The organism is Streptomyces sp. CWNU-52B (genome assembly GCF_047444975.1).
Taxonomy (GTDB): domain Bacteria; phylum Actinomycetota; class Actinomycetes; order Streptomycetales; family Streptomycetaceae; genus Streptomyces.
Genome location: NZ_JBLFJV010000037.1, coordinates 34,272 through 52,339 on the forward strand (window position 1 = coordinate 34,272; position 18,068 = coordinate 52,339).

At 72.3% G+C, this 18,068-nt stretch carries 12 protein-coding genes and 1 other RNA gene; 10 read left to right on the forward strand and 3 right to left on the reverse strand.

Features of this window, described 5'->3' with window-relative positions:
* Window positions 1-367: 367 nt before the first annotated feature.
* Window positions 368-4,264: an FHA domain-containing protein gene (locus ACLVWQ_RS28720; RefSeq protein WP_414112109.1), complete on the reverse strand. Its 3,897-nt coding sequence runs from the start codon at window positions 4,262-4,264 to the stop codon at window positions 368-370.
* 442 nt (window positions 4,265-4,706) lie between these two features.
* On the opposite strand from ACLVWQ_RS28720, the gene ACLVWQ_RS28725 reads away from it, so the two are divergent.
* The 4 genes from ACLVWQ_RS28725 (at window position 4,707) to ACLVWQ_RS28740 (ending at window position 10,444) form a co-directional block, all read left to right on the forward strand.
* The gene (locus ACLVWQ_RS28725; protein ID WP_414112110.1) at window positions 4,707-6,374 is read left to right on the forward strand and encodes a serine/threonine-protein kinase; all 1,668 of its coding nucleotides are present in this window, start codon (window positions 4,707-4,709) and stop codon (window positions 6,372-6,374) included.
* A gap of 168 nt (window positions 6,375-6,542) precedes the next feature.
* Window positions 6,543-7,781, forward strand: a complete 1,239-nt coding sequence (locus ACLVWQ_RS28730) for a serine/threonine-protein kinase (RefSeq protein ID WP_414112111.1) — start codon at window positions 6,543-6,545, stop codon at window positions 7,779-7,781.
* Window positions 7,782-8,393: 612 nt separating this feature from the next.
* Entirely contained in the window at window positions 8,394-9,500 is a 1,107-nt protein-coding gene (prfB, locus tag ACLVWQ_RS28735) for a peptide chain release factor 2 (RefSeq protein ID WP_414112112.1), read from the forward strand.
* Window positions 9,501-9,826: 326 nt separating this feature from the next.
* A complete protein-coding gene (locus tag ACLVWQ_RS28740; RefSeq protein ID WP_414112113.1) occupies window positions 9,827-10,444 on the forward strand; it encodes an LPXTG cell wall anchor domain-containing protein in 618 nt (205 codons plus the stop codon).
* Window positions 10,445-10,632: 188 nt separating this feature from the next.
* Here the strand turns inward: ACLVWQ_RS28740 and ACLVWQ_RS28745 are convergent, their stop codons facing one another.
* Window positions 10,633-10,824 carry a hypothetical protein gene (locus tag ACLVWQ_RS28745; RefSeq protein WP_414112114.1) on the reverse strand — a complete coding sequence of 64 codons (192 nt, stop codon included), beginning with the start codon at window positions 10,822-10,824 and terminating at the stop codon, window positions 10,633-10,635.
* A 306-nt stretch (window positions 10,825-11,130) separates the two neighbouring features.
* On the opposite strand from ACLVWQ_RS28745, the gene ftsE reads away from it, so the two are divergent.
* The 6 genes from ftsE to dacB all read left to right on the forward strand — a co-directional run bounded on the left by ftsE (window position 11,131) and on the right by dacB (window position 16,973).
* Window positions 11,131-11,820 carry a cell division ATP-binding protein FtsE gene (ftsE, locus tag ACLVWQ_RS28750; RefSeq protein ID WP_149514170.1) on the forward strand — a complete coding sequence of 230 codons (690 nt, stop codon included), beginning with the start codon at window positions 11,131-11,133 and terminating at the stop codon, window positions 11,818-11,820.
* 46 nt (window positions 11,821-11,866) lie between these two features.
* Window positions 11,867-12,784, forward strand: a complete 918-nt coding sequence (gene ftsX, locus ACLVWQ_RS28755) for a permease-like cell division protein FtsX (protein ID WP_414112115.1) — start codon at window positions 11,867-11,869, stop codon at window positions 12,782-12,784.
* Window positions 12,785-12,851: 67 nt separating this feature from the next.
* Window positions 12,852-14,018 carry a S41 family peptidase gene (locus ACLVWQ_RS28760; RefSeq protein ID WP_414112116.1) on the forward strand — a complete coding sequence of 389 codons (1,167 nt, stop codon included), beginning with the start codon at window positions 12,852-12,854 and terminating at the stop codon, window positions 14,016-14,018.
* A gap of 129 nt (window positions 14,019-14,147) precedes the next feature.
* The gene (smpB, locus tag ACLVWQ_RS28765; protein ID WP_414112175.1) at window positions 14,148-14,681 is read left to right on the forward strand and encodes an SsrA-binding protein SmpB; all 534 of its coding nucleotides are present in this window, start codon (window positions 14,148-14,150) and stop codon (window positions 14,679-14,681) included.
* A 137-nt stretch (window positions 14,682-14,818) separates the two neighbouring features.
* Window positions 14,819-15,207: a transfer-messenger RNA gene (gene ssrA / locus ACLVWQ_RS28770) on the forward strand.
* A gap of 230 nt (window positions 15,208-15,437) precedes the next feature.
* The gene (gene dacB / locus ACLVWQ_RS28775; protein WP_414112176.1) at window positions 15,438-16,973 is read left to right on the forward strand and encodes a D-alanyl-D-alanine carboxypeptidase/D-alanyl-D-alanine-endopeptidase; all 1,536 of its coding nucleotides are present in this window, start codon (window positions 15,438-15,440) and stop codon (window positions 16,971-16,973) included.
* A gap of 84 nt (window positions 16,974-17,057) precedes the next feature.
* Here dacB and ACLVWQ_RS28780 read toward each other — a convergent pair whose 3' ends face one another.
* Window positions 17,058-18,068, reverse strand: a complete 1,011-nt coding sequence (locus ACLVWQ_RS28780) for a LacI family DNA-binding transcriptional regulator (RefSeq protein WP_414112117.1) — start codon at window positions 18,066-18,068, stop codon at window positions 17,058-17,060.

Consider the following 18,068-nt stretch of genomic DNA (forward strand, 5'->3'; position numbering starts at 1 on the left):
CCGTGCGCTCTTGGTCTACGCCCGTCCGCTCGACGTCGGCAAGGGCGCCTGCGCTGTCAAGGCCGTGATCGTAACCGCGTCGTGACGTGGGGTCTTAACCCCACGCCGGGCGTGGATTTCAGCGGCGTCGGGTGCGGGGCGGGCACGGGGCGGGTGCGGGTCCGGTGGGGGCTGGTCGCGCAGTTCCCCGCGCCCCTACCACCTCAGCCCGTCCGGCGTTCGAGGGCGAGGCCGGTCAGGCCGATGCGGGGGTCCGGGGGTCGTGCTCCTCACGCAGCGGCGCCAGCCGGCGGACGGACGCGGTGGCCCGGTGGGTCAGCCGGTCCAGTTCCGCGCAGCGGCGGGAGGTCCGAGCCCCCAGGGACAGTTACAGGAGCGAGGGGACCTCCGTCGCGGAGACCGAGCGCGCGGCCCGTTCTAGCGCGCTGGCCAGCAGGGCCAGATCCGTCGGCCCGTTCCCCAGTTCACGCACGGGCCGCCGCGCAGGCGGATCCCCCATCCGAGCCCACTCCAACGGCACCACCGTGGGCCGCAGCGTCGCCGTACGCGGAATACGCCCCGTGACCCGGCCCCCTTGGAACGCCGTGGCCCGCCCACCCGGCCCGCTGAGCAGCCCCCGTCCGGGCGACGGCTCCTCGGGCCCGCTCCCGGCCGCCTCCAGCACCACCCGCACCCCGGCCCGCCGAGCCAGCTCCGTCTCGTCCGTACGGGCCCCGCCGAGGGTCGCCGCCACCAGATGGACCCCGAGCCGCTCGCCGTCCCGGGCGACGCCTTCCAGGGCCCGTACGACGGAACCCGCGGCGGGCCGCCCGGGGGAGCCCAGCGCGGGAGAGAGCAGCGCGTCCAGGTCGTCGACGACCACGACGAGCCGGGGCAGCGGAGGCCCCGTGTCCGGCCGGGGCCGCGCCGCGGCGGGCCGCAGCCGCAGGGTGGCGCTGGTGGACGAGTCGATATCCCCGGCCCCGGCACCGGAACCGGCGCCGGAACCAGTCGTCGAGCGCGGGGAGAACGTCCGGCCCGACCCGGCCCCCGGCCCTGCCACCGACGCCTCCCGCCGCGCGTGCCACTCGGCGAAGTCGAGACGCCCGAGCAACTCCGCCCGCCGCTTCAGCTCCGCGGACAGGGACTGCGCGAACTCCCGCATCCGTACGGGGTCATGGGCACCCAGATGCGTCGTCACATGCGGCAGGTCCGTGCAGACCAGGAGCCCGTCCCCGCGGCCCGCCGAGGCACCGGCGCCCGAGCCTCCCGGGCCCGAGCCACCCGGACCGTCCCGCCCGTCGACCAGCACGATGCCGAGCCGGTCGGGCCGCTCGGCGGCGGCCAGCGACGCGGCGACGGACCGCAGCATCTCCGTACGCCCGCTGCCGGACGGGCCCTCGATCAGCAGGTGCGGGCCCTCGGCCGCGAGGTCCACACCGACCGGCCCGCGCGGCCCGGCGCCGAGCACGGCCGTGGCCCGGCCGCCGAGCGCCTCGGTGTCGTCGGCCGCGTCCGCCCAGCGCGTCATCAGGGACGCCGGGGTGGCCCTCGCGAGACCCAGCTCGTCCAGCAGCCGCGCGGCCTGCGGCAGCGGCGCGGACACGCGGGTGAGCTGCTCGCCGACCGCGCCCTCCGCTCGTAAAGGTGCCAGGGCCCGTGCGAAGCGCTCGGCCCAGGCCATGGAGACGGCGTCCACCGCGGCGACCGTGCCGTGGCCGACGGGCCCGCCCGACGTGCCGTGCGCCGGTGCGCCGGACGCCACGCGCAGCAGGCGCAGGGCCGTCGCCACGTCGCCGCTGAGCAGCGCGACGGCCCCGCACTCGCGGAACGCGGGCGACACCGCGCAGGCGGCCTCGTACGTGTCGGCCACCGGCGAGGACGGCGAGGCGGCCGGGGTCTCGGCGAGGCAGATGACGTGGATCCCGACCTGGGGGCCCTCGGCCGTGAGCCGTGCCACGGCTTCCCGCACACCGGCCGACCCGGGGTCCCCGTCCACCACGACGACGGTGAGAGGGCCGGTCCACTCGGCCTGCGCCGGGGTCTCCAGCCGCGCCCAGGAAGGCTGTGGTGTGCCGCTGCGGGGGAGCCCCAGGTGGGTGTTGTCGTCGCGGGCGACGGGACGGCTCCCGGGCGCGCCGGCGCCGACGCCGGGGTTCGCGGGATTCCTCGGCCGCGGCGCGAAAGCCCCGCTGTCGTTCCTGTCGTTCCTGTCGTTCCTGCTGTCCGGGGGCGGGCCCTCGCCGGGGCGGGGTCCGTGGCCCCTCTCGGCGGCGCGGCCCGTCTCCGCCAGGTGGTCCTCCAGGCGCCGGAGCAGTTCCTCCGTGCGCGTCGTCGCCTGTTCGCGGTCGTAGGCGAGGAGGAGGCGGCAGTCCTGGCCGTGCGTGGGGCGCAGATGGGGCAGCCAGCCGAGCCAGGACCACTCGGCGATGCGCTCCTCCAGGGAGCGTGAGCGGTCCGTGGAGAGGAGGGTGATCTCCAGCGAGTCGGGCGAGTGCAGCGCGGCGAGCTGGGCCACCACCGCGCGGGCGAGCCCCGAGAGGCGCTCACGCGGCCCGGCCAGGCCGAGCGACCCGACCTCCCGCAGCCCCGCGGTGACCGGCACCGAGGGCAGCAGCCCGGAGCCGTCGGGCGTGGTCCGGTCCGCCGTGCCCAGCCGGACCGTGAGCGTCTCGGGATGGTCCGGCCCGCGCTCCCACAGCCGCGGCCCGGGGCCGAGCGCCGACAGCAGCAGCACGGCGGGGTCGGGCCACAGCTCGGGCGAGGGCACGCCCAGGGCGACGGGCTCGGCGAACGCGGCCTCGTACGAGCCGTACGCGTCCTCGTCGGCCTCGTCGTCGTACTGGTCCTCGCCCCGGGTGCCCGACAGGCGGCGGGCCCACGCGGAGAGCCCGCGCTTGCGCGCGCCGCGCGGCATGGGCGTCCCCCGGAGGGGAGTGCCCTTCCGCCCGACCTCACCGGGCCCCTGGACGTCCGGGTCCGGGTCCTCCCCGGCCTCCTGGGTCGGTCCTGCGAAGCCGGAGCCGGAGCCGGAGTCGGAGCCGGTGCGCTCGATGCGCGGCGCCCCGCCCTGACCGGGCACCACATGCGGTCCCGGCCCCGATCCCGGTCCTGGTCCCGCGGGCCGGTGCCCCGGGGAGCCGGATCCGGGGTCCCCGCCCTCGGCGGCGCCCCACCCGCCGGTGCCGTAGCCGTGATGGGTCTCGGAGGTCGGCGGTGCGACCCGGGAACGGGAGTCCCGTGACTCCACGGAGCCGTCCCCACCGCGCGCCCGGGGCACCTTCGCGCCCCCGTCCCCGGCGCCGCGTCCGGCGCCAGGCCCGGCCCCGGCGGACGCAGCCGCCTGCCGACCCCGGTCCGCCTCTCGACCGCGTTCGGCCCCCTGCCCCCGCCCTTGCCCTTGCCCCTGACTCTGTCCTTGTCCCCGTCCGTCCGGCCCTTGCCGCGATTTCTGCCGCGCCCCGTGGCCGGCGCTGCGCCCCGCCCCCTGGCCCGCTCCGTAGGCCGGTTCCTGGCCCGGTCCCTGCCTCGATCCCTGACCCGGTTCCCGATCCGCCCTCGAACGACCTGGGCTGAGGCCGGCCCCGGGTTCCGGGTCGGAGCCGCGGCCGGGACCGCCGGCCGTCGTCGACGGCCCCCGCCGGACGCCCGCCACCACTCGTATGTGCCCCTCGCCGTCCGGCGCGGTCTCCCGGACGGCGGGCGGTTCGCCCGCCGGGGCGAGCCGCAGCGCCGACTCGCCCACCCGCAGCAGCGACCCCGGCGCGAACCGCACCGGGCGCTCGCCCACGCGGCGGCCGTCCAGCACCGTGCCGTTCGTCGAGCCGAGGTCCGCGACCGAGACGTGGCCGTCCGGCGCGACCGTCACGGCGCAGTGCAGCCGGGAGACGTCCGGGTCGTCCAGCGGCACGTCGGCGTCGGCGGAGCGGCCGACGTCGATCCGGCCGCCGTGCAGCAGATGGACGCCTCCGGCGTCGGGCCCGGCGACCACCCGCAGCTGTGCGGCGGCGGGGTCGACATCGGGTCCGGGCTGCGCGGGGGAGCCGAGGGACAGTACGGCGCCGTCCATCAGAGGGGGCTCACCCAGCGTGCAGCGCTGTGCGTCGAGCCGCTCCGCCTCCGCGTACAGCACCCCGGGGCCCTCGCCCCCGACCGCCGAGGCGAGGCCGGGGGCCACCGCCGCGAGCGCGGTCCCGGCGGGCGCTGTGACCAGCACGTCGCAGGACGCGGGGCGTCCGTCGGGGCGCGTGCCCAGCGGGTCTACGACGGTCAGCCGGATCTGCATCGCCGTCAGCGGTCCCTTCTGTCGCGGGCGCCCGCGACGAGGCTGTCCCGCGGTCCCCCACCGCAGATCCCCCCACCGCGCACGGGCACATCGGCCAGTACGGAAAGCATCCTCGCACCTGCCACTGACAACTCGCCCGTCCCCCACAGTCAAGTGATCTTGATTGGTCGGCTCTGCCCCCAAAAGTGCCTGACGAATGCCCGATTGAGATCGATCACGTCAAGGTCCGGCAACCAAACCACCCGAAGCGAGCGTCTTTTCATCGAACACATACGGGACAGCCCCACGTAATGCATGAGTGGGCGGGACACACGAGCGGACGAGGCCGGAGAAACCGCGGCGGGACGACAGCCCGGTGCCGTGTCGGGCGGCATTACAGTGGGTCGGAACCACCCGTAGCGCGGTGGACGGACCAGTCAGCAAGCAGCAGGGAGCGCATGACGTGCGGCCGGTAGGCAGCAAGTACCTGCTCGAGGAGCCGCTCGGACGCGGCGCCACGGGCACCGTCTGGCGGGCCCGCCAGCGCGAGACCGCGGGCGCCGAGGCGGCCGTGGCGGGCCAGCCCGGTGAGACCGTGGCGATCAAGGTCCTCAAGGAGGAGCTCGCCGGCGATCCGGACATCGTGATGCGGTTCCTGCGGGAGCGCTCCGTGCTGCTCCGGCTGACCCACCCGAACATCGTGCGCGTACGGGACCTCGTGGTCGAGGGCGATCTGCTGGCGCTGGTCATGGACCTGATCGACGGCCCGGACCTGCACCGCTACCTGCGCGAGAACGGCCCGTTCTCGCCGGTCGCCGCGGCCCTGCTCACCGCCCAGGTCGCCGACGCGCTCGCCGCCAGCCACGCCGACGGTGTCGTGCACCGCGACCTGAAGCCCGCGAACGTCATGCTCCAGCAGGTCGACGGCCAGATGCACCCGATGCTGACGGACTTCGGCATCGCCCGCCTGGCCGACTCCCCGGGACTGACCCGTACCCACGAGTTCGTCGGCACGCCCGCGTACGTGGCGCCCGAGTCCGCGGAGGGCCGTCCGCAGACCTCCGCCGTCGACATCTACGGCGCCGGAATCATGATGTACGAGCTGGTAACCGGCCGCCCCCCGTTCGGCGGCGGCTCGGCCCTCGAAGTCCTCCACCAGCACCTCAGCGCCGAGCCGCGCCGGCCCTCCACGGTCCCCGACCCGCTGTGGACCGTCATCGAGCGCTGCCTGCGCAAGAACCCCGACGAACGGCCCAGCGCCGAGAACCTCGCCCGCGGCCTGCGCACGGTCGCCGAGGGCATCGGGGTGCACGCGAACTCCGCGCAGATCGCCGCCGCCGAGGCCGTGGGCGTCCTGCTCGCCCCCGATCCGGCGCCGGCCGCCGTGCCGGACGCCCCCGGCGCCGCCGACCCCACCCAGGTGCTCCCGCAGGGCGCCGCCTCGTACGACCCGAACGGCGCGACCAGCGTCCTGCCGCACGCCGGTGCGGGCGCCGCCGACCCCACCTCCGTACTGCCCCACCGCGGCGCGGCCGACCCGACCGCTGTGCTGCCGCCGGTGCCGTCGAACCAGGCGGGGGCGGGCCCCGAGGACCCGCACCCCTGGCAGAACCAGCTGCGCGCGGCTCGCGACCGCAACGAGCCGACGCAGGTGCAGCCGTACCTCGACCCGAACGATGACCCGCTGCGGCGCCGACCCCAGCGACAGGTCGCACGGCCGCCCCAGCAGCAGCCACCGCCCCCGCCCCAGCAGCGGCCCCAGCCGCGCGGGCGCCAGCAGCAGGGCCCGCCGCAGAACCAGTCCTACGGCTACGCCCAGGGGCAGGGCCACGGGCAGCAGCCGCAGGGGTACGCCCCCGCGCCGCAGCAGCCCCAGCAGCCCGCGCCGCGCCCCGCGCGGGAACCCCGGCCGCCGCGCGAGCCGAGGCAGCGCAGCGCCAACCCGATGAAGATTCCCGGGCTCGGCTGCCTCAAGGGATGCCTGTTCACGGTCGTCATCCTGTTCGTGGCCGGCTGGCTGGTCTGGGAGCTGAGCCCGCTGCAGGACTGGATCGGGACGTCCAACGGCTACTGGGAGCAGCTCAAGGACTGGTACGGCACCGTCTCCGGCTGGGTCGAGAAGCTGGGCTGAGGACGGCCGAGGGCGGTTGAACGCGCCTGAGGACCGGCCGGGATCCCCGGAACCGCACCGCGGTTCTGGGGATTTGTCGATACCTGGGGGGTGATTTCCGCGGCCGAAGTGAAGGTTGGCGCTCCGTGCGCGTAGTTTTGTCGCCAACACGCGCCCGTAGGAGCAGTCTTGGTACGGAAGATCGGCAGCCGGTACACCGCGCACCAGATCCTGGGGCGGGGCAGCGCCGGCACGGTGTGGCTGGGTGAGGGACCCGAGGGGCCCGTCGCCATCAAGCTGCTGCGCGAGGACCTGGCGTCCGACCAGGAACTGGTGGGACGTTTCGTGCAGGAGCGGACCGCCCTGCTCGGCCTCGACCATCCGCACGTGGTCTCCGTGCGGGACCTCGTGGTCGACGGCAACGATCTCGCGCTGGTCATGGACCTCGTCCGCGGCACGGACCTGCGCACCCGGCTGGACCGGGAGCGGCGCCTCGCCCCCGAGGCGGCCGTCGCGATCGTGGCCGACATCGCGGACGGGCTCGCCGCGGCGCACGCGGCGGGGGTCGTGCACCGGGACGTGAAACCCGAGAACGTGCTGCTCGACATGCAGGGCCCCCTGGGACCCGGCGGTTCGCACCCCGCTCTGCTCACGGACTTCGGCGTCGCCAAGCTCATCGACTCACCGCGGCGGACCCGCGCGACGAAGATCATCGGGACGCCGGACTATCTGGCGCCCGAGATCATCGAGGGGCTCCCGCCACGGGCCGCCGTCGACATCTACGCGCTGGCGACCGTGCTGTACGAGCTCCTCGCGGGGTTCACGCCGTTCGGCGGCGGACATCCGGGAGCGATCCTGCGCCGGCACGTCACCGAGACCGTGGTGCCGCTGCCCGGCATCCCGGAAGAGCTGTGGCAGATGCTCGTACAGTGCCTGGCCAAGGCACCGGCGTCCCGGCTGCGGGCGTCCGAGCTGGGGGAGCGGCTGCGTGAGCAGCTGCCCCTGCTCGTGGGGATGCCGCCGCTGGACGTCGACGAGCCGGACGGTGAGACGGACGCGGCGTACGAGGACGAGCAGCCGGCCGAGCCGCAGGCTCCGCGGGAGCGGGTGCGGCGGGGGGCCGTTCCGCTGGTCCCTGGCGCCAAGCCCGACTCGAACCGGGACACGCACACGTCGATGAGGGTGCCGGGGCCGGACGAGCTGGCCGGGGGCGCGCTCGGCACGGCGCGGGCGCCGCGGGCGGCGGGGGCGCCGCGGCCGGGGTCCGCGCGGCATCGGGCGTCCGCTCGGCGGCGGAGGATCACGCTGGGGGTGGCGGGGGTCGTGCTCGTCGCCGCGGTGGGGGGTGGGGCGTGGTTCGCGATGTCGGGGGACGACGCGGACGCGACGCCGCCGGACACGGAGAGCTCCGCTCCGGCCGCACCGTGAATTCGGGGAGCTTCGCCCCCGAACCCCTACGGTTCGCCGTCCGGCGGGTGCGGGTGGGTGGGGGCTGAGCGCGCAGTTCCCCGCGCCCCTTGAGGGCGGGGCTTCGCCCTCGCCTCCCGGGTCCGTCCGGCGGGTGCGGGGTGGGTGAGGGCTGAGCGCGCAGTTCCTCGCGCCCCTTGAGGGCGGGGCTTCGCCCTCGCCTCTCGGGTCCGTTCGGCGGGTGCGGGTGGGTGGGGGCTGAGCGCGCAGTTCCTCGCGCCCCTTGAGGGCGGGGCTTCGCCCTCGCCTCCCCGGGTGTGTGCGTCGAGTGCGGGTGGGGTGTGGCTGGGCGCGCAGTTCCCCGCGCCCCTTGAAAGCGGGCCGTTCGCCGGGTGTGGGCCGGTTGTGGCTGGGCGCGCAGTTCCTCGCGCCCCTGAGAAGCGGGCTGCGCCCTGCTTTTCAGTGCCGCCCGGCCGTCGTGGTCTTTCAGCCCGTCCGGCGTTTGAGGACGAGGCCGTTCAGGCCGATGCGGGGGTCTGGGGGCGCAGCCCCCGGGGGCGGGAGAAGGGCCGTGGCCGCACGGCCCCGTACTCAGGGCGGAGCCAACTTGGCGGAGCCGTTACGCTGGGGGGCGTGGCAGTCGTCGATGTATCCGAAGAGCTCAAGTCCCTCTCCTCGACCATGGAGTCGATCGAGGCCGTCCTGGACCTCGACAAGCTGAGGGCGGACATCGTCGCGCTCGAGGACCAGGCAGCGGCTCCGTCCCTCTGGGACGACCCCGAGGCGGCGCAGAAGATCACCAGCAAGCTGAGCCACCTCCAGGCCGAGGTGCGCAAGGCCGAGACCCTCCGCGGACGCATCGACGATCTCAGCGTGCTCTTCGAGATGGCCGAGGAGGAGGACGACCCGGACACCCGTGCCGAGGCCGACACCGAGCTCGTCGCCGTCAAGAAGGCCCTGGACGAGATGGAGGTCCGGACGCTGCTCTCGGGCGAGTACGACTCCCGCGAGGCCCTCGTCAACATCCGCGCCGAGGCCGGCGGCGTCGACGCCGCGGACTTCGCCGAGAAGCTGCAGCGCATGTACCTCCGGTGGGCCGAGCAGCACGGATACAAGACAGAGATCTACGAGACCTCGTACGCGGAAGAGGCCGGCATCAAGTCGACCACCTTCGCCGTCCAGGTCCCGTACGCGTACGGGACGCTCTCGGTCGAGCAGGGCACCCACCGGCTCGTGCGGATCTCCCCCTTCGACAACCAGGGCCGCCGCCAGACGTCGTTCGCCGGCGTCGAGGTGCTGCCCGTCGTCGAGCAGACCGACCACGTCGAGATCGACGAGTCCGAGCTGCGCGTGGACGTGTACCGCTCGTCAGGACCCGGCGGACAGGGCGTCAACACGACGGACTCCGCGGTGCGGCTGACCCACATCCCGACGGGCATCGTCGTCTCCTGCCAGAACGAGCGGTCGCAGATCCAGAACAAGGCGACCGCGATGAACGTCCTCCAGGCCAAGCTGCTCGAACGGCGCCGCCAGGAGGAGCAGGCCAAGATGAACGCGCTCAAGGGCGACGGCGGCAACTCCTGGGGCAACCAGATGCGTTCGTACGTCCTGCACCCGTACCAGATGGTCAAGGACCTGCGCACGGAGTGCGAAGTCGGAAACCCCGAGGCCGTTTTCAACGGTGAGATCGATGGATTCCTCGAGGCCGGAATTCGCTGGCGCAAGCAGCAGGAGAAGTAAGCGACATTCGCTCACGTCACTTTGTCGACAGAGCAACCAGCAGGGCAACTGCGGTCCACCGGACGGTAGTTGCCCTTTCTGATGGGCTGTGTCGGCTGATGTGTGGGTTTTACATCACACTCACATGACGCTGTGCCGGTCAAAAGACCTTCATCTGGACATCGCGGTCGCAACGACCTTGACGCGACTTTGAAAAATAGGAAGGCTGACGCGTGGCATGCGTATTTCTGGGGCGCGTGTGAACCGGGGGCTTCACTGAGCCACCCCGATGTCGCGGCCCCGGGCGCTGCACCATTTGACGATGAGCTACTGGGGGTAGCAGCCAGATGACCAAGAAGACGCGGATCCGGGTCGCGCGGATAGCCGCCGGCGCGGTGATCGCCGCCGGTGCCTCACTGACCGCCGCCGGTGCCGCTTCGGCACTCGACATCAACGCCAACGTCGCCGGCGTGGAGCTCGGGGTCGGTATCAATGTCGCCGATGACGACCCGACCGACGACCCGACGATCCCCACGGATCCCACTGACGACCCCACCGTGATCCCGACGGACCCCACGGACGACCCCACGGAGCCCACGGAGGAGCCGACCGAGCCCACCGAGGAGCCCACCGAGCCGACGGAGGAGCCCACCGACGGGCCCACCGACGACCCCACCGACGCGCCGAGCACCCCGGGTGACGACAACAACGGCGGCGGCTCCGGCGGCAACAACAACAACCCCGACGGCGGCGGCTCCAACCCCGTCGAGCAGGGTGAGGGCAAGGAGAGCCTGACCGACACCGGTTCGGACACCTCCGCCCAGGGCACCGGCGGTGAGCTGGCCGAGACCGGCGCCGCCGAGAACATCACGTACCTGCTGATCGGCGCCGCGACGATGATCGCCGGCGGCATCGGCTTCCGTATGCTGCCGCGTCTCATGAACGGCCGCGGCGCCGCTGCCTGACAGCACGCCACAGACGTCCTCGCGTGGCCACGCGTGAGGACGTGAGAAGGGCCCGGAGCCACCAGCTCCGGGCCCTTCTCGCATGTCCTCAGCTGATCATTCGTCCGTGCCGGCGCGGCCCCGGCACCCGATGCTCCGCGATCGTGTGACGAGTGTCTCCATGGCTGTCGCCACGGCTGCATCCACGCTCAGGCGGTCTGGTGCGCCAGCAGTGCCACCGCCGCGATGAGCACGGCGAGCAGTGCGATCAGCGCCATGGGGTTGAGCCCGCCGAAGGGGCCCTCGTGCTGGAGCCGCTGACGGCTCGCACGGCAGACGGGGCAGCGGCCCTCGTTCACGGGCGCGGCACAGTTCGCGCACACCAGCCGGTCGTACGTCATGCGCTCGCCCTCCTTGCACCGGTTCCATGTGGACAACGCTCTCGGGAACGGATCCGTTCCCCCTCCACTGTGCCAGGTTCCTCCGGAAGGTGCGCGGGTTCCCGTGCGGGAGCCCTTGCGGGGGCTGGGCGGGGCGGTTCTCCCCGCGCCCCAGACGGGGCTCCGGCGAGCCCCTCCCGTATATGTGCCCGGTACAAATGCGCACAACCCTCAAGCAACCCGTCCCGGCACCTGCGCCGGTGTACCCGGGTCGCGTAAGGTCACGCTCGTCTAGCCCCCGATACCCCGACGGCCTGTGGTGCATCCGTGATCCGATTCGACAATGTCTCCAAGGTCTACGCCAAGCAGACCCACCCCGCCCTCCGGGATGTCTCCCTGGAGGTCGAGCGCGGAGAGTTCGTGTTCCTGGTGGGCTCCTCCGGCTCCGGAAAGTCCACCTTCCTGCGGCTCATCCTGCGCGAGGAGCGGGCCAGCCAGGGCCAGGTGCACGTGCTGGGCAAGGACCTCGCGCGCATCTCCAACTGGAAGGTGCCGCAGATGCGCCGCCAGCTGGGGACCGTGTTCCAGGACTTCCGCCTCCTGCCCAACAAGACGGTCGCCGAGAACGTCGCCTTCGCGCAGGAAGTGATCGGCAAGTCGAAGGGCGAGATCCGCAAGTCCGTCCCGCAGGTCCTCGACCTCGTCGGCCTCGGCGGCAAGGAGGACCGGATGCCGGGCGAGCTGTCCGGCGGTGAGCAGCAGCGCGTCGCGATCGCGAGAGCGTTCGTGAACCGGCCCAAGCTGCTGATCGCGGACGAGCCCACCGGAAACCTGGACCCGCAGACCTCGGTGGGCATCATGAAGCTGCTCGACCGGATCAACCGGACCGGGACCACCGTCGTGATGGCCACGCACGACCAGAACATCGTGGACCAGATGCGCAAGCGTGTCATCGAGCTGGAGAAGGGTCGCCTCGTCCGCGACCAGGCGCGTGGCGTCTACGGCTATCAGCACTGACCGCGAACCCCACGCGTCCGTCCACGGAAAGGCCTGAGAAGACGCCATGCGCGCCCAGTTCGTTCTGTCGGAGATCGGTGTCGGTCTCCGCCGCAACCTGACGATGACCTTCGCCGTCATCGTCTCCGTCGCCCTGTCCCTCGCCCTGTTCGGTGGCTCGCTCCTGATGAGCGACCAGGTGGGCACGATGAAGGGGTACTGGTACGACAAGGTCAACGTCTCGATCTTCCTCTGCAACAAGAGCGACGCGGAGTCCGACCCCAACTGCGCCAAGGGAGCGGTCACCAGCGAGCAGAAGAAGCAGATCCAGACCGACCTGGACAAGATGGCGGTGGTCGAGAACATCAGCCACGAGTCCAGCGACCAGGCCTACAAGCACTACAAGGAGCAGTTCGGCGACTCACCGCTCGCCGCCTCGCTCACCCCGGACCAGATGCAGGAGTCCTTCCGCATCAAGCTGAAGGACCCGGAGAAGTACCAGGTCATCGCGACCGCCTTCGACGGCCGGGACGGCGTGCAGTCCGTGCAGGACCAGAAGGGGATCCTCGACAACCTCTTCGGGCTCCTCAACGGCATGAACTGGGCGGCGCGGGCGGTGATGGCGATGATGCTCGTCGTCGCGCTGATGCTGATCGTCAACACGGTGCGTGTCTCCGCGTTCAGCCGTCGGCGTGAGACCGGGATCATGCGCCTGGTGGGCGCCTCCGGCTTCTACATCCAGGCGCCGTTCATCATGGAGGCCGCCGTCGCCGGACTGATCGGCGGTGGTGTCGCCTGCGCCTTCCTGCTGATCGCGCGGTACTTCATCATCGACCACGGCCTGGCCCTGTCCGAGAAGCTGAATCTGATCAACTTCATCGGCTGGGACGCCGTTCTCACGAAGCTGCCGCTGATCCTCGCGACCAGCCTTCTGATGCCCGCGCTGGCCGCGTTCTTCGCATTGCGCAAGTACTTGAAGGTGTGACACATGCCAAGAGGGCCGTACCGGCAACCGCCGGTACGGCCCTTCTCGTTGTCCTAGACTCACCGGCATGTCAGGCCGCGACCTGTTCTGTCAGCCCCGCCGCATCCGCCGCGGGGCGGCCCTGACGTTGGTCTTCGCGAGCGTCCTCGCGGCGGGTGCGGCGACCGGCTCCTTCGACACCCCGGGCCGCAAGACCGCCACCCCGTCGGCCCGTACCGCCCAGGGCGGCCACCAGGACGACGTCGCCGACGCGGCCGCCGAGGCGATGGCCGACGGCAAGTCCCCCGTGGAGGCGGCCGAGCGGGCCGTCAGCCGCAGCGGCGACCGCTGGGGCGCGGTCTACTCCCAGGGCGAGTACGAGGAGTTCGAGGAGGCCCTCGACGGCCAGTACACCGGAGTCGGCCTCTGGGCCCGGCGCGAGCGCGGCGGACGCATCGAGGTGACCCGGGTGCGGTCCGGCTCGCCCGCCGCGACCGCCGGCATCCGCGAGGGCGACCGGCTGCGCAGCGTCGACGGCCACCGGGTCGACGGCAGGCCCGTCACCGAGGTCGTCTCCTTACTGCGGGGGGACGCCACCGACGCCGACGCCGGCACCACCGTCGACCTCGGTCTGGAGCGCGGCACGCACGCGTGGCGCGAGACCCTGCGCAGGGCGCGGCTGTCGACCGACTCCGTGAGCGCGCGTGAACTGCCCGGCGGCATCACCGTCATCAAGGTCTCCGCCTTCACCAAGGGCTCCGGAGACCTCGTACGGACCGCCGTGGCCGACGCGCCCGTGGACTCGGGCGTGGTCCTCGATCTGCGGGGCAACTCCGGCGGCCTGGTCACCGAGGCCGTCACCGCCGCCTCCGCCTTCCTCGACGGCGGCCTCGTGGCCACGTACGACGTGAACGGCGACCAGCGGGCCCTGCACGCCGATCCCGGCGGCGACACCGCCAGACCCCTGGTCGCGCTCGTCGACGGCGGCACGATGAGCGCGGCCGAGCTGCTCACCGGCGGTCTGCAGGACCGCGGCCGCGCGGTCGTCGTCGGCTCCAGGACCTTCGGCAAGGGCTCCGTCCAGATGCCGAGCCGGCTGCCCGACGGATCCGTCGCCGAGCTGACGGTCGGGCACTACCGCACCCCCTCGGGACGCACCGTGGACGCCCGGGGCATCGCCCCCGACCTGGAGGTCGAGGAGGGCGCCCTGGAGCGCGCCGAGACCGTGCTGAGCGGGCTCGGGGACCCCTCGTAGCGCCTCAGGGCCGTCCCCCGTAACCCCTCGCGGCCGTCCGTCGCGGCCCGGCCGTGCGGCGGCCCGGGTAATCGGCTTTCCCTCCGGCCCCCCTCTAGTGCGAAAATGGCCAGCACTATGAGCAAGGGCATGTACGTACCGAAGGAATCCCAGCCGAAGCAGGGCGGTGGAACGCAGGGCAAGGTCAAGGACGGCAAGCGCAAGATCGTCGCGCAGAACAAGAAGGCCCGGCACGACTACGCGATCATCGATGTCTACGAGGCCGGGATCGTGCTCACCGGCACCGAGGTGAAGTCGCTGCGCCAGGGGCGTGCCTCGCTGGCCGACGGCTTCGTCCAGATCGACGGGAACGAGGCGTGGCTGCACAACGCCCACATCCCGGAGTACAGCCAGGGCAGCTGGACCAACCACTCCGCGCGCCGCAAGCGCAAGCTGCTCCTGCACCGCGAGGAGATCGACAAGCTGTCGTCGAAGTCCGAGGAGACGGGTCACACGATCGTGCCCCTGGTCCTGTACTTCAAGGACGGCCGCGCCAAGGCCGAGATCGCGCTCGCCCGAGGCAAGAAGGAGTACGACAAGCGCCAGACGCTGCGCGAGAAGCAGGACCGGCGCGAGTCGGACCGGGCGATCGCGGCGGTCAAGCGCAAGCAGCGCGGCGAGTAGGGCACCCGGCGGCCGACCGCCGGGAATGCGGACCGCCGGGGAATACAGTGGCATCGACGCGCGTTGGTCACGTACGATGGCACTGCACCTCACAGCAGGTGCACGCGCCCTCCTCGGAGGGTTTGAAAAAACAACATGGGGATGATCGGTTTCGACAGCGGATGTCGAAGCAGGGGAAGCGAGCCGAGGAAGCGGCAATGATCTCGTTAACCATATGTCGCAACCAATAATCGCCAATTCCAAGAGCGATTCCCAGTCCTTCGCCCTCGCTGCCTAATAAGTAGCGACTGAAGGACCCATAATGGGTGTCAGCCCGGGGGTGTTCCCGACCCGGACCCTGGCATAATCTAGGGAACTAAACCGTCGAGCCCGGTCACGGGGTTCGATGGGAAATCAAACAGTGACTGAGCCCGTCGGAGACTTGTTCGCGTGATCTCCGGGGCTGAGAAAATCTCAGCGAACTGCGCTCGGAGAAGCCCTGATTCCGCACCGTTGGACGCGGGTTCGATTCCCGCCATCTCCACTTTCCCATGTTTGCGTGACACGAAGGCCCCGCTGCCCAGGCAGCGGGGCCTTCGTCGTACCCGGGCCTTCGTCGTACCCGCGCCATGCCCGTAGGGGTCGCGCACTGTTCTCCGGGCCCGTCGTCCTGGATGCTGCTGTCGCATGAGACGACTCGGAGAAGCCGACAGATACAGATCTCACGGAACTCCCCACCGGCGCGGGAGCCGGTGGACCTGGGCCGTGGTGCTGGGGATGCTGGTGGCCGGGCTCGGCTGGAGCGCGCCGGCCGGGGCGGACGGCGGAAGCAGCGGGCTGCCGGAGGCCATCGACACCATCCTCGGGGACAGCAGGCTGGCGGGCGGAGCGGCCGGCGTCGTGGTCGCCGACGCCGCGAGCGGGGACGTGCTGTACCAACGGGCGCCCACCTCACGCCTGATGCCCGCCTCCAACACCAAGCTGCTCACCTCGACCGCCGCGATGGAGATCCTCGGACCGGACCACACGTTCACCACGGACGTCCTGACGACCGGGCGCCGGCACGGCTCCACGCTGAGCGGCGACCTGTATCTGCGCGGCACCGGCGACCCGACCGCTCTGGCCGAGGACTACGACGCCCTGGCCGCCCGTGTCGCCGAGTCGGGCGTCACACGGGTCGACGGGCGGCTCCTCGCCGACGACACCCGCTTCGACAGCAGCCGCCTCGGCCGCTCCTGGGCCGCCGACGACGAGTCCGCGTACTACTCGGCGCAGATCAGCGCGCTGAGTGTCGCGCCGGACACCGACTACGACACCGGGTCGGTGATCGTCCAGGTCGCACCGGGTACGGCGGCCGGCGACAAGCCCCAGGTCACGCTCACCCCGAAGACGAAGTACGTGGACATCGACGTACGGGCCACGACGGTCGCGGCGGGCGGGTCGAACGACCTCACCGTGGAGCGGGAGCACGGCACCAACACGATCGTCGTCAGCGGTACGACCCCGGTGGGCGGCTCCGGTGCCAAGGAATGGGTGAGCGTGTGGGAGCCCACCGGGTACGCCGCCGCCGTGTTCCGTGACGCGCTCGCCGCGCACGGCGTGAAGGTCACCGGGGCCACGAAGCTCGGGCGCGCCACACCCGCGGCGGCACGGCAGCTCACCTCGCACGCCTCCATGCCGCTGAAGGACCTGCTGATCCCGTTCATGAAGCTGTCGAACAACATGCACGCGGAGATCCTCACCAAGGCCATGGGCGACAAGGTCTCCGGCGAGGGGAGCTGGGACGCGGGACTCGCCGCCGTCGCCGGCTATCTGAAGGGCGTCGGCGTCGACACCGGCACGCTGCGGCAGGTCGACGGGTCGGGGCTGTCCCGGATGAACAACCTCACCGCGGGGCAGTTCGCCGAGCTGCTGCTCGCGGTGCGGGCCGAGCCCTGGTACGCCGACTGGTACAAGTCCCTGCCGGTCGCGTGCGGTTCCGAACGCTTCGTGGGCGGCACCCTGCGGACCAGGATGTGCGGCACGCCGGCCGCGCTCAACGCCCGTGGCAAGACGGGGTCGTTGACGGGGGCGTCCGCGCTCTCCGGGTACGTGAAGGACGCGGACGGACGGGAACTCGTCTACAGCATCGTGCTCAACAACTACCTCGTCTCGTCCGTGAAACCGCTGGAGGACGCCATCGTGGTGACCCTGGCGGGCTCCACGGCGGACGACACGGTGACGGCGGAGCCGGACGGCGCGCGGGCGGCCGAGCGCGCCGGGAACCGTGCCGAGGACCTGGAGTGCGCCTGGCTCAAACCGGCGAAGTGCTGAGCGAGTGAGGCCCGTTCCAGGGCGGCTCCCGGCTCCGGCCGCCCTGGAACGGCCGCCCTGGAACGGACGGCAGCTCCGCCACGGTCACGCGGTCGTCCGCCGTGCCGTGCTCGCCCGTACCGTCAGCCGGGGCGGCAGCAGCGTCGCCTCCGGTACGGGTGTGCCGCCCAACTTCCGCATCAGCAGCTCCACCGCCCCGGCGCCCACCTCGTCGGACGGTATGGCGATCGAGGTGACGGGCACCCGGACGCCCGAGGCCAGCTCGTCCGGGCAGATCGCGGTGACCGACAGATCCCCCGGGACCCGTAACCCGAGCGCTTCGAAGGCGTCGATCAGCGGCTCCAGGACCGGCTCGTTGTGCACCACGACCCCCGTCAGCGCGGGCCGTTCCCGCAGGAGCCGCTCGGCGATCTGCCGGGCCGCCGCGGGCGCCGCCTCGCACGGGTGGACCGAGGAGGCGATGCCGTTGCGGTCGGCCGCGGCCGTGAAGCCCCGGACCACCCGCTGGGCGAACCCCGTCTCCCGTACGTACACCTCGGGCGGTGAGCCCACCAGGGCGATCACCCGGTGCCCGAGCCCCGCCAGATGCTCCACGCACAGCTCGCCCGCCGCCTTGAAGTCCAGGTCGATGCAGGTCAGTCCGGCGGGCTCGGCCGGGAACCCGATGAGCACCGAGGGCCGGTCGAGGGCGCGCAGCAACGGCAGCCGGGCGTCGTGGAGCTGGACGTCCATCACGATCAGCGCGTCCACGAGGGCGGTGTCCGCGACCCGCCGCAGCCCCTCCTCGCCCTCCTCCTGGGTGAGCAGCAGCACGTCGTGGTCGTGGCGGCGGGCGGCCGTCACCACGGACACCGCGAACTGCATCACCACCGGTACGTGGATGCCGGCCCGCAGCGGCACCACCAGCGCCAGCACGTTCGACCGGCTGCTGGCCAGGGCGCGGGCGCCCGCATGCGGGCGGTAGCCCAGCTCGCGGATGCTGTCCTCGACGCGCTGCCGGGTCTCCTCGGAGATCGGCCGCTTGCCGCTCAGCGCGTAGGAGACGGTACTGGGGGACACTCCGGCGTGCCGTGCCACATCGGTGATCTTCACCAT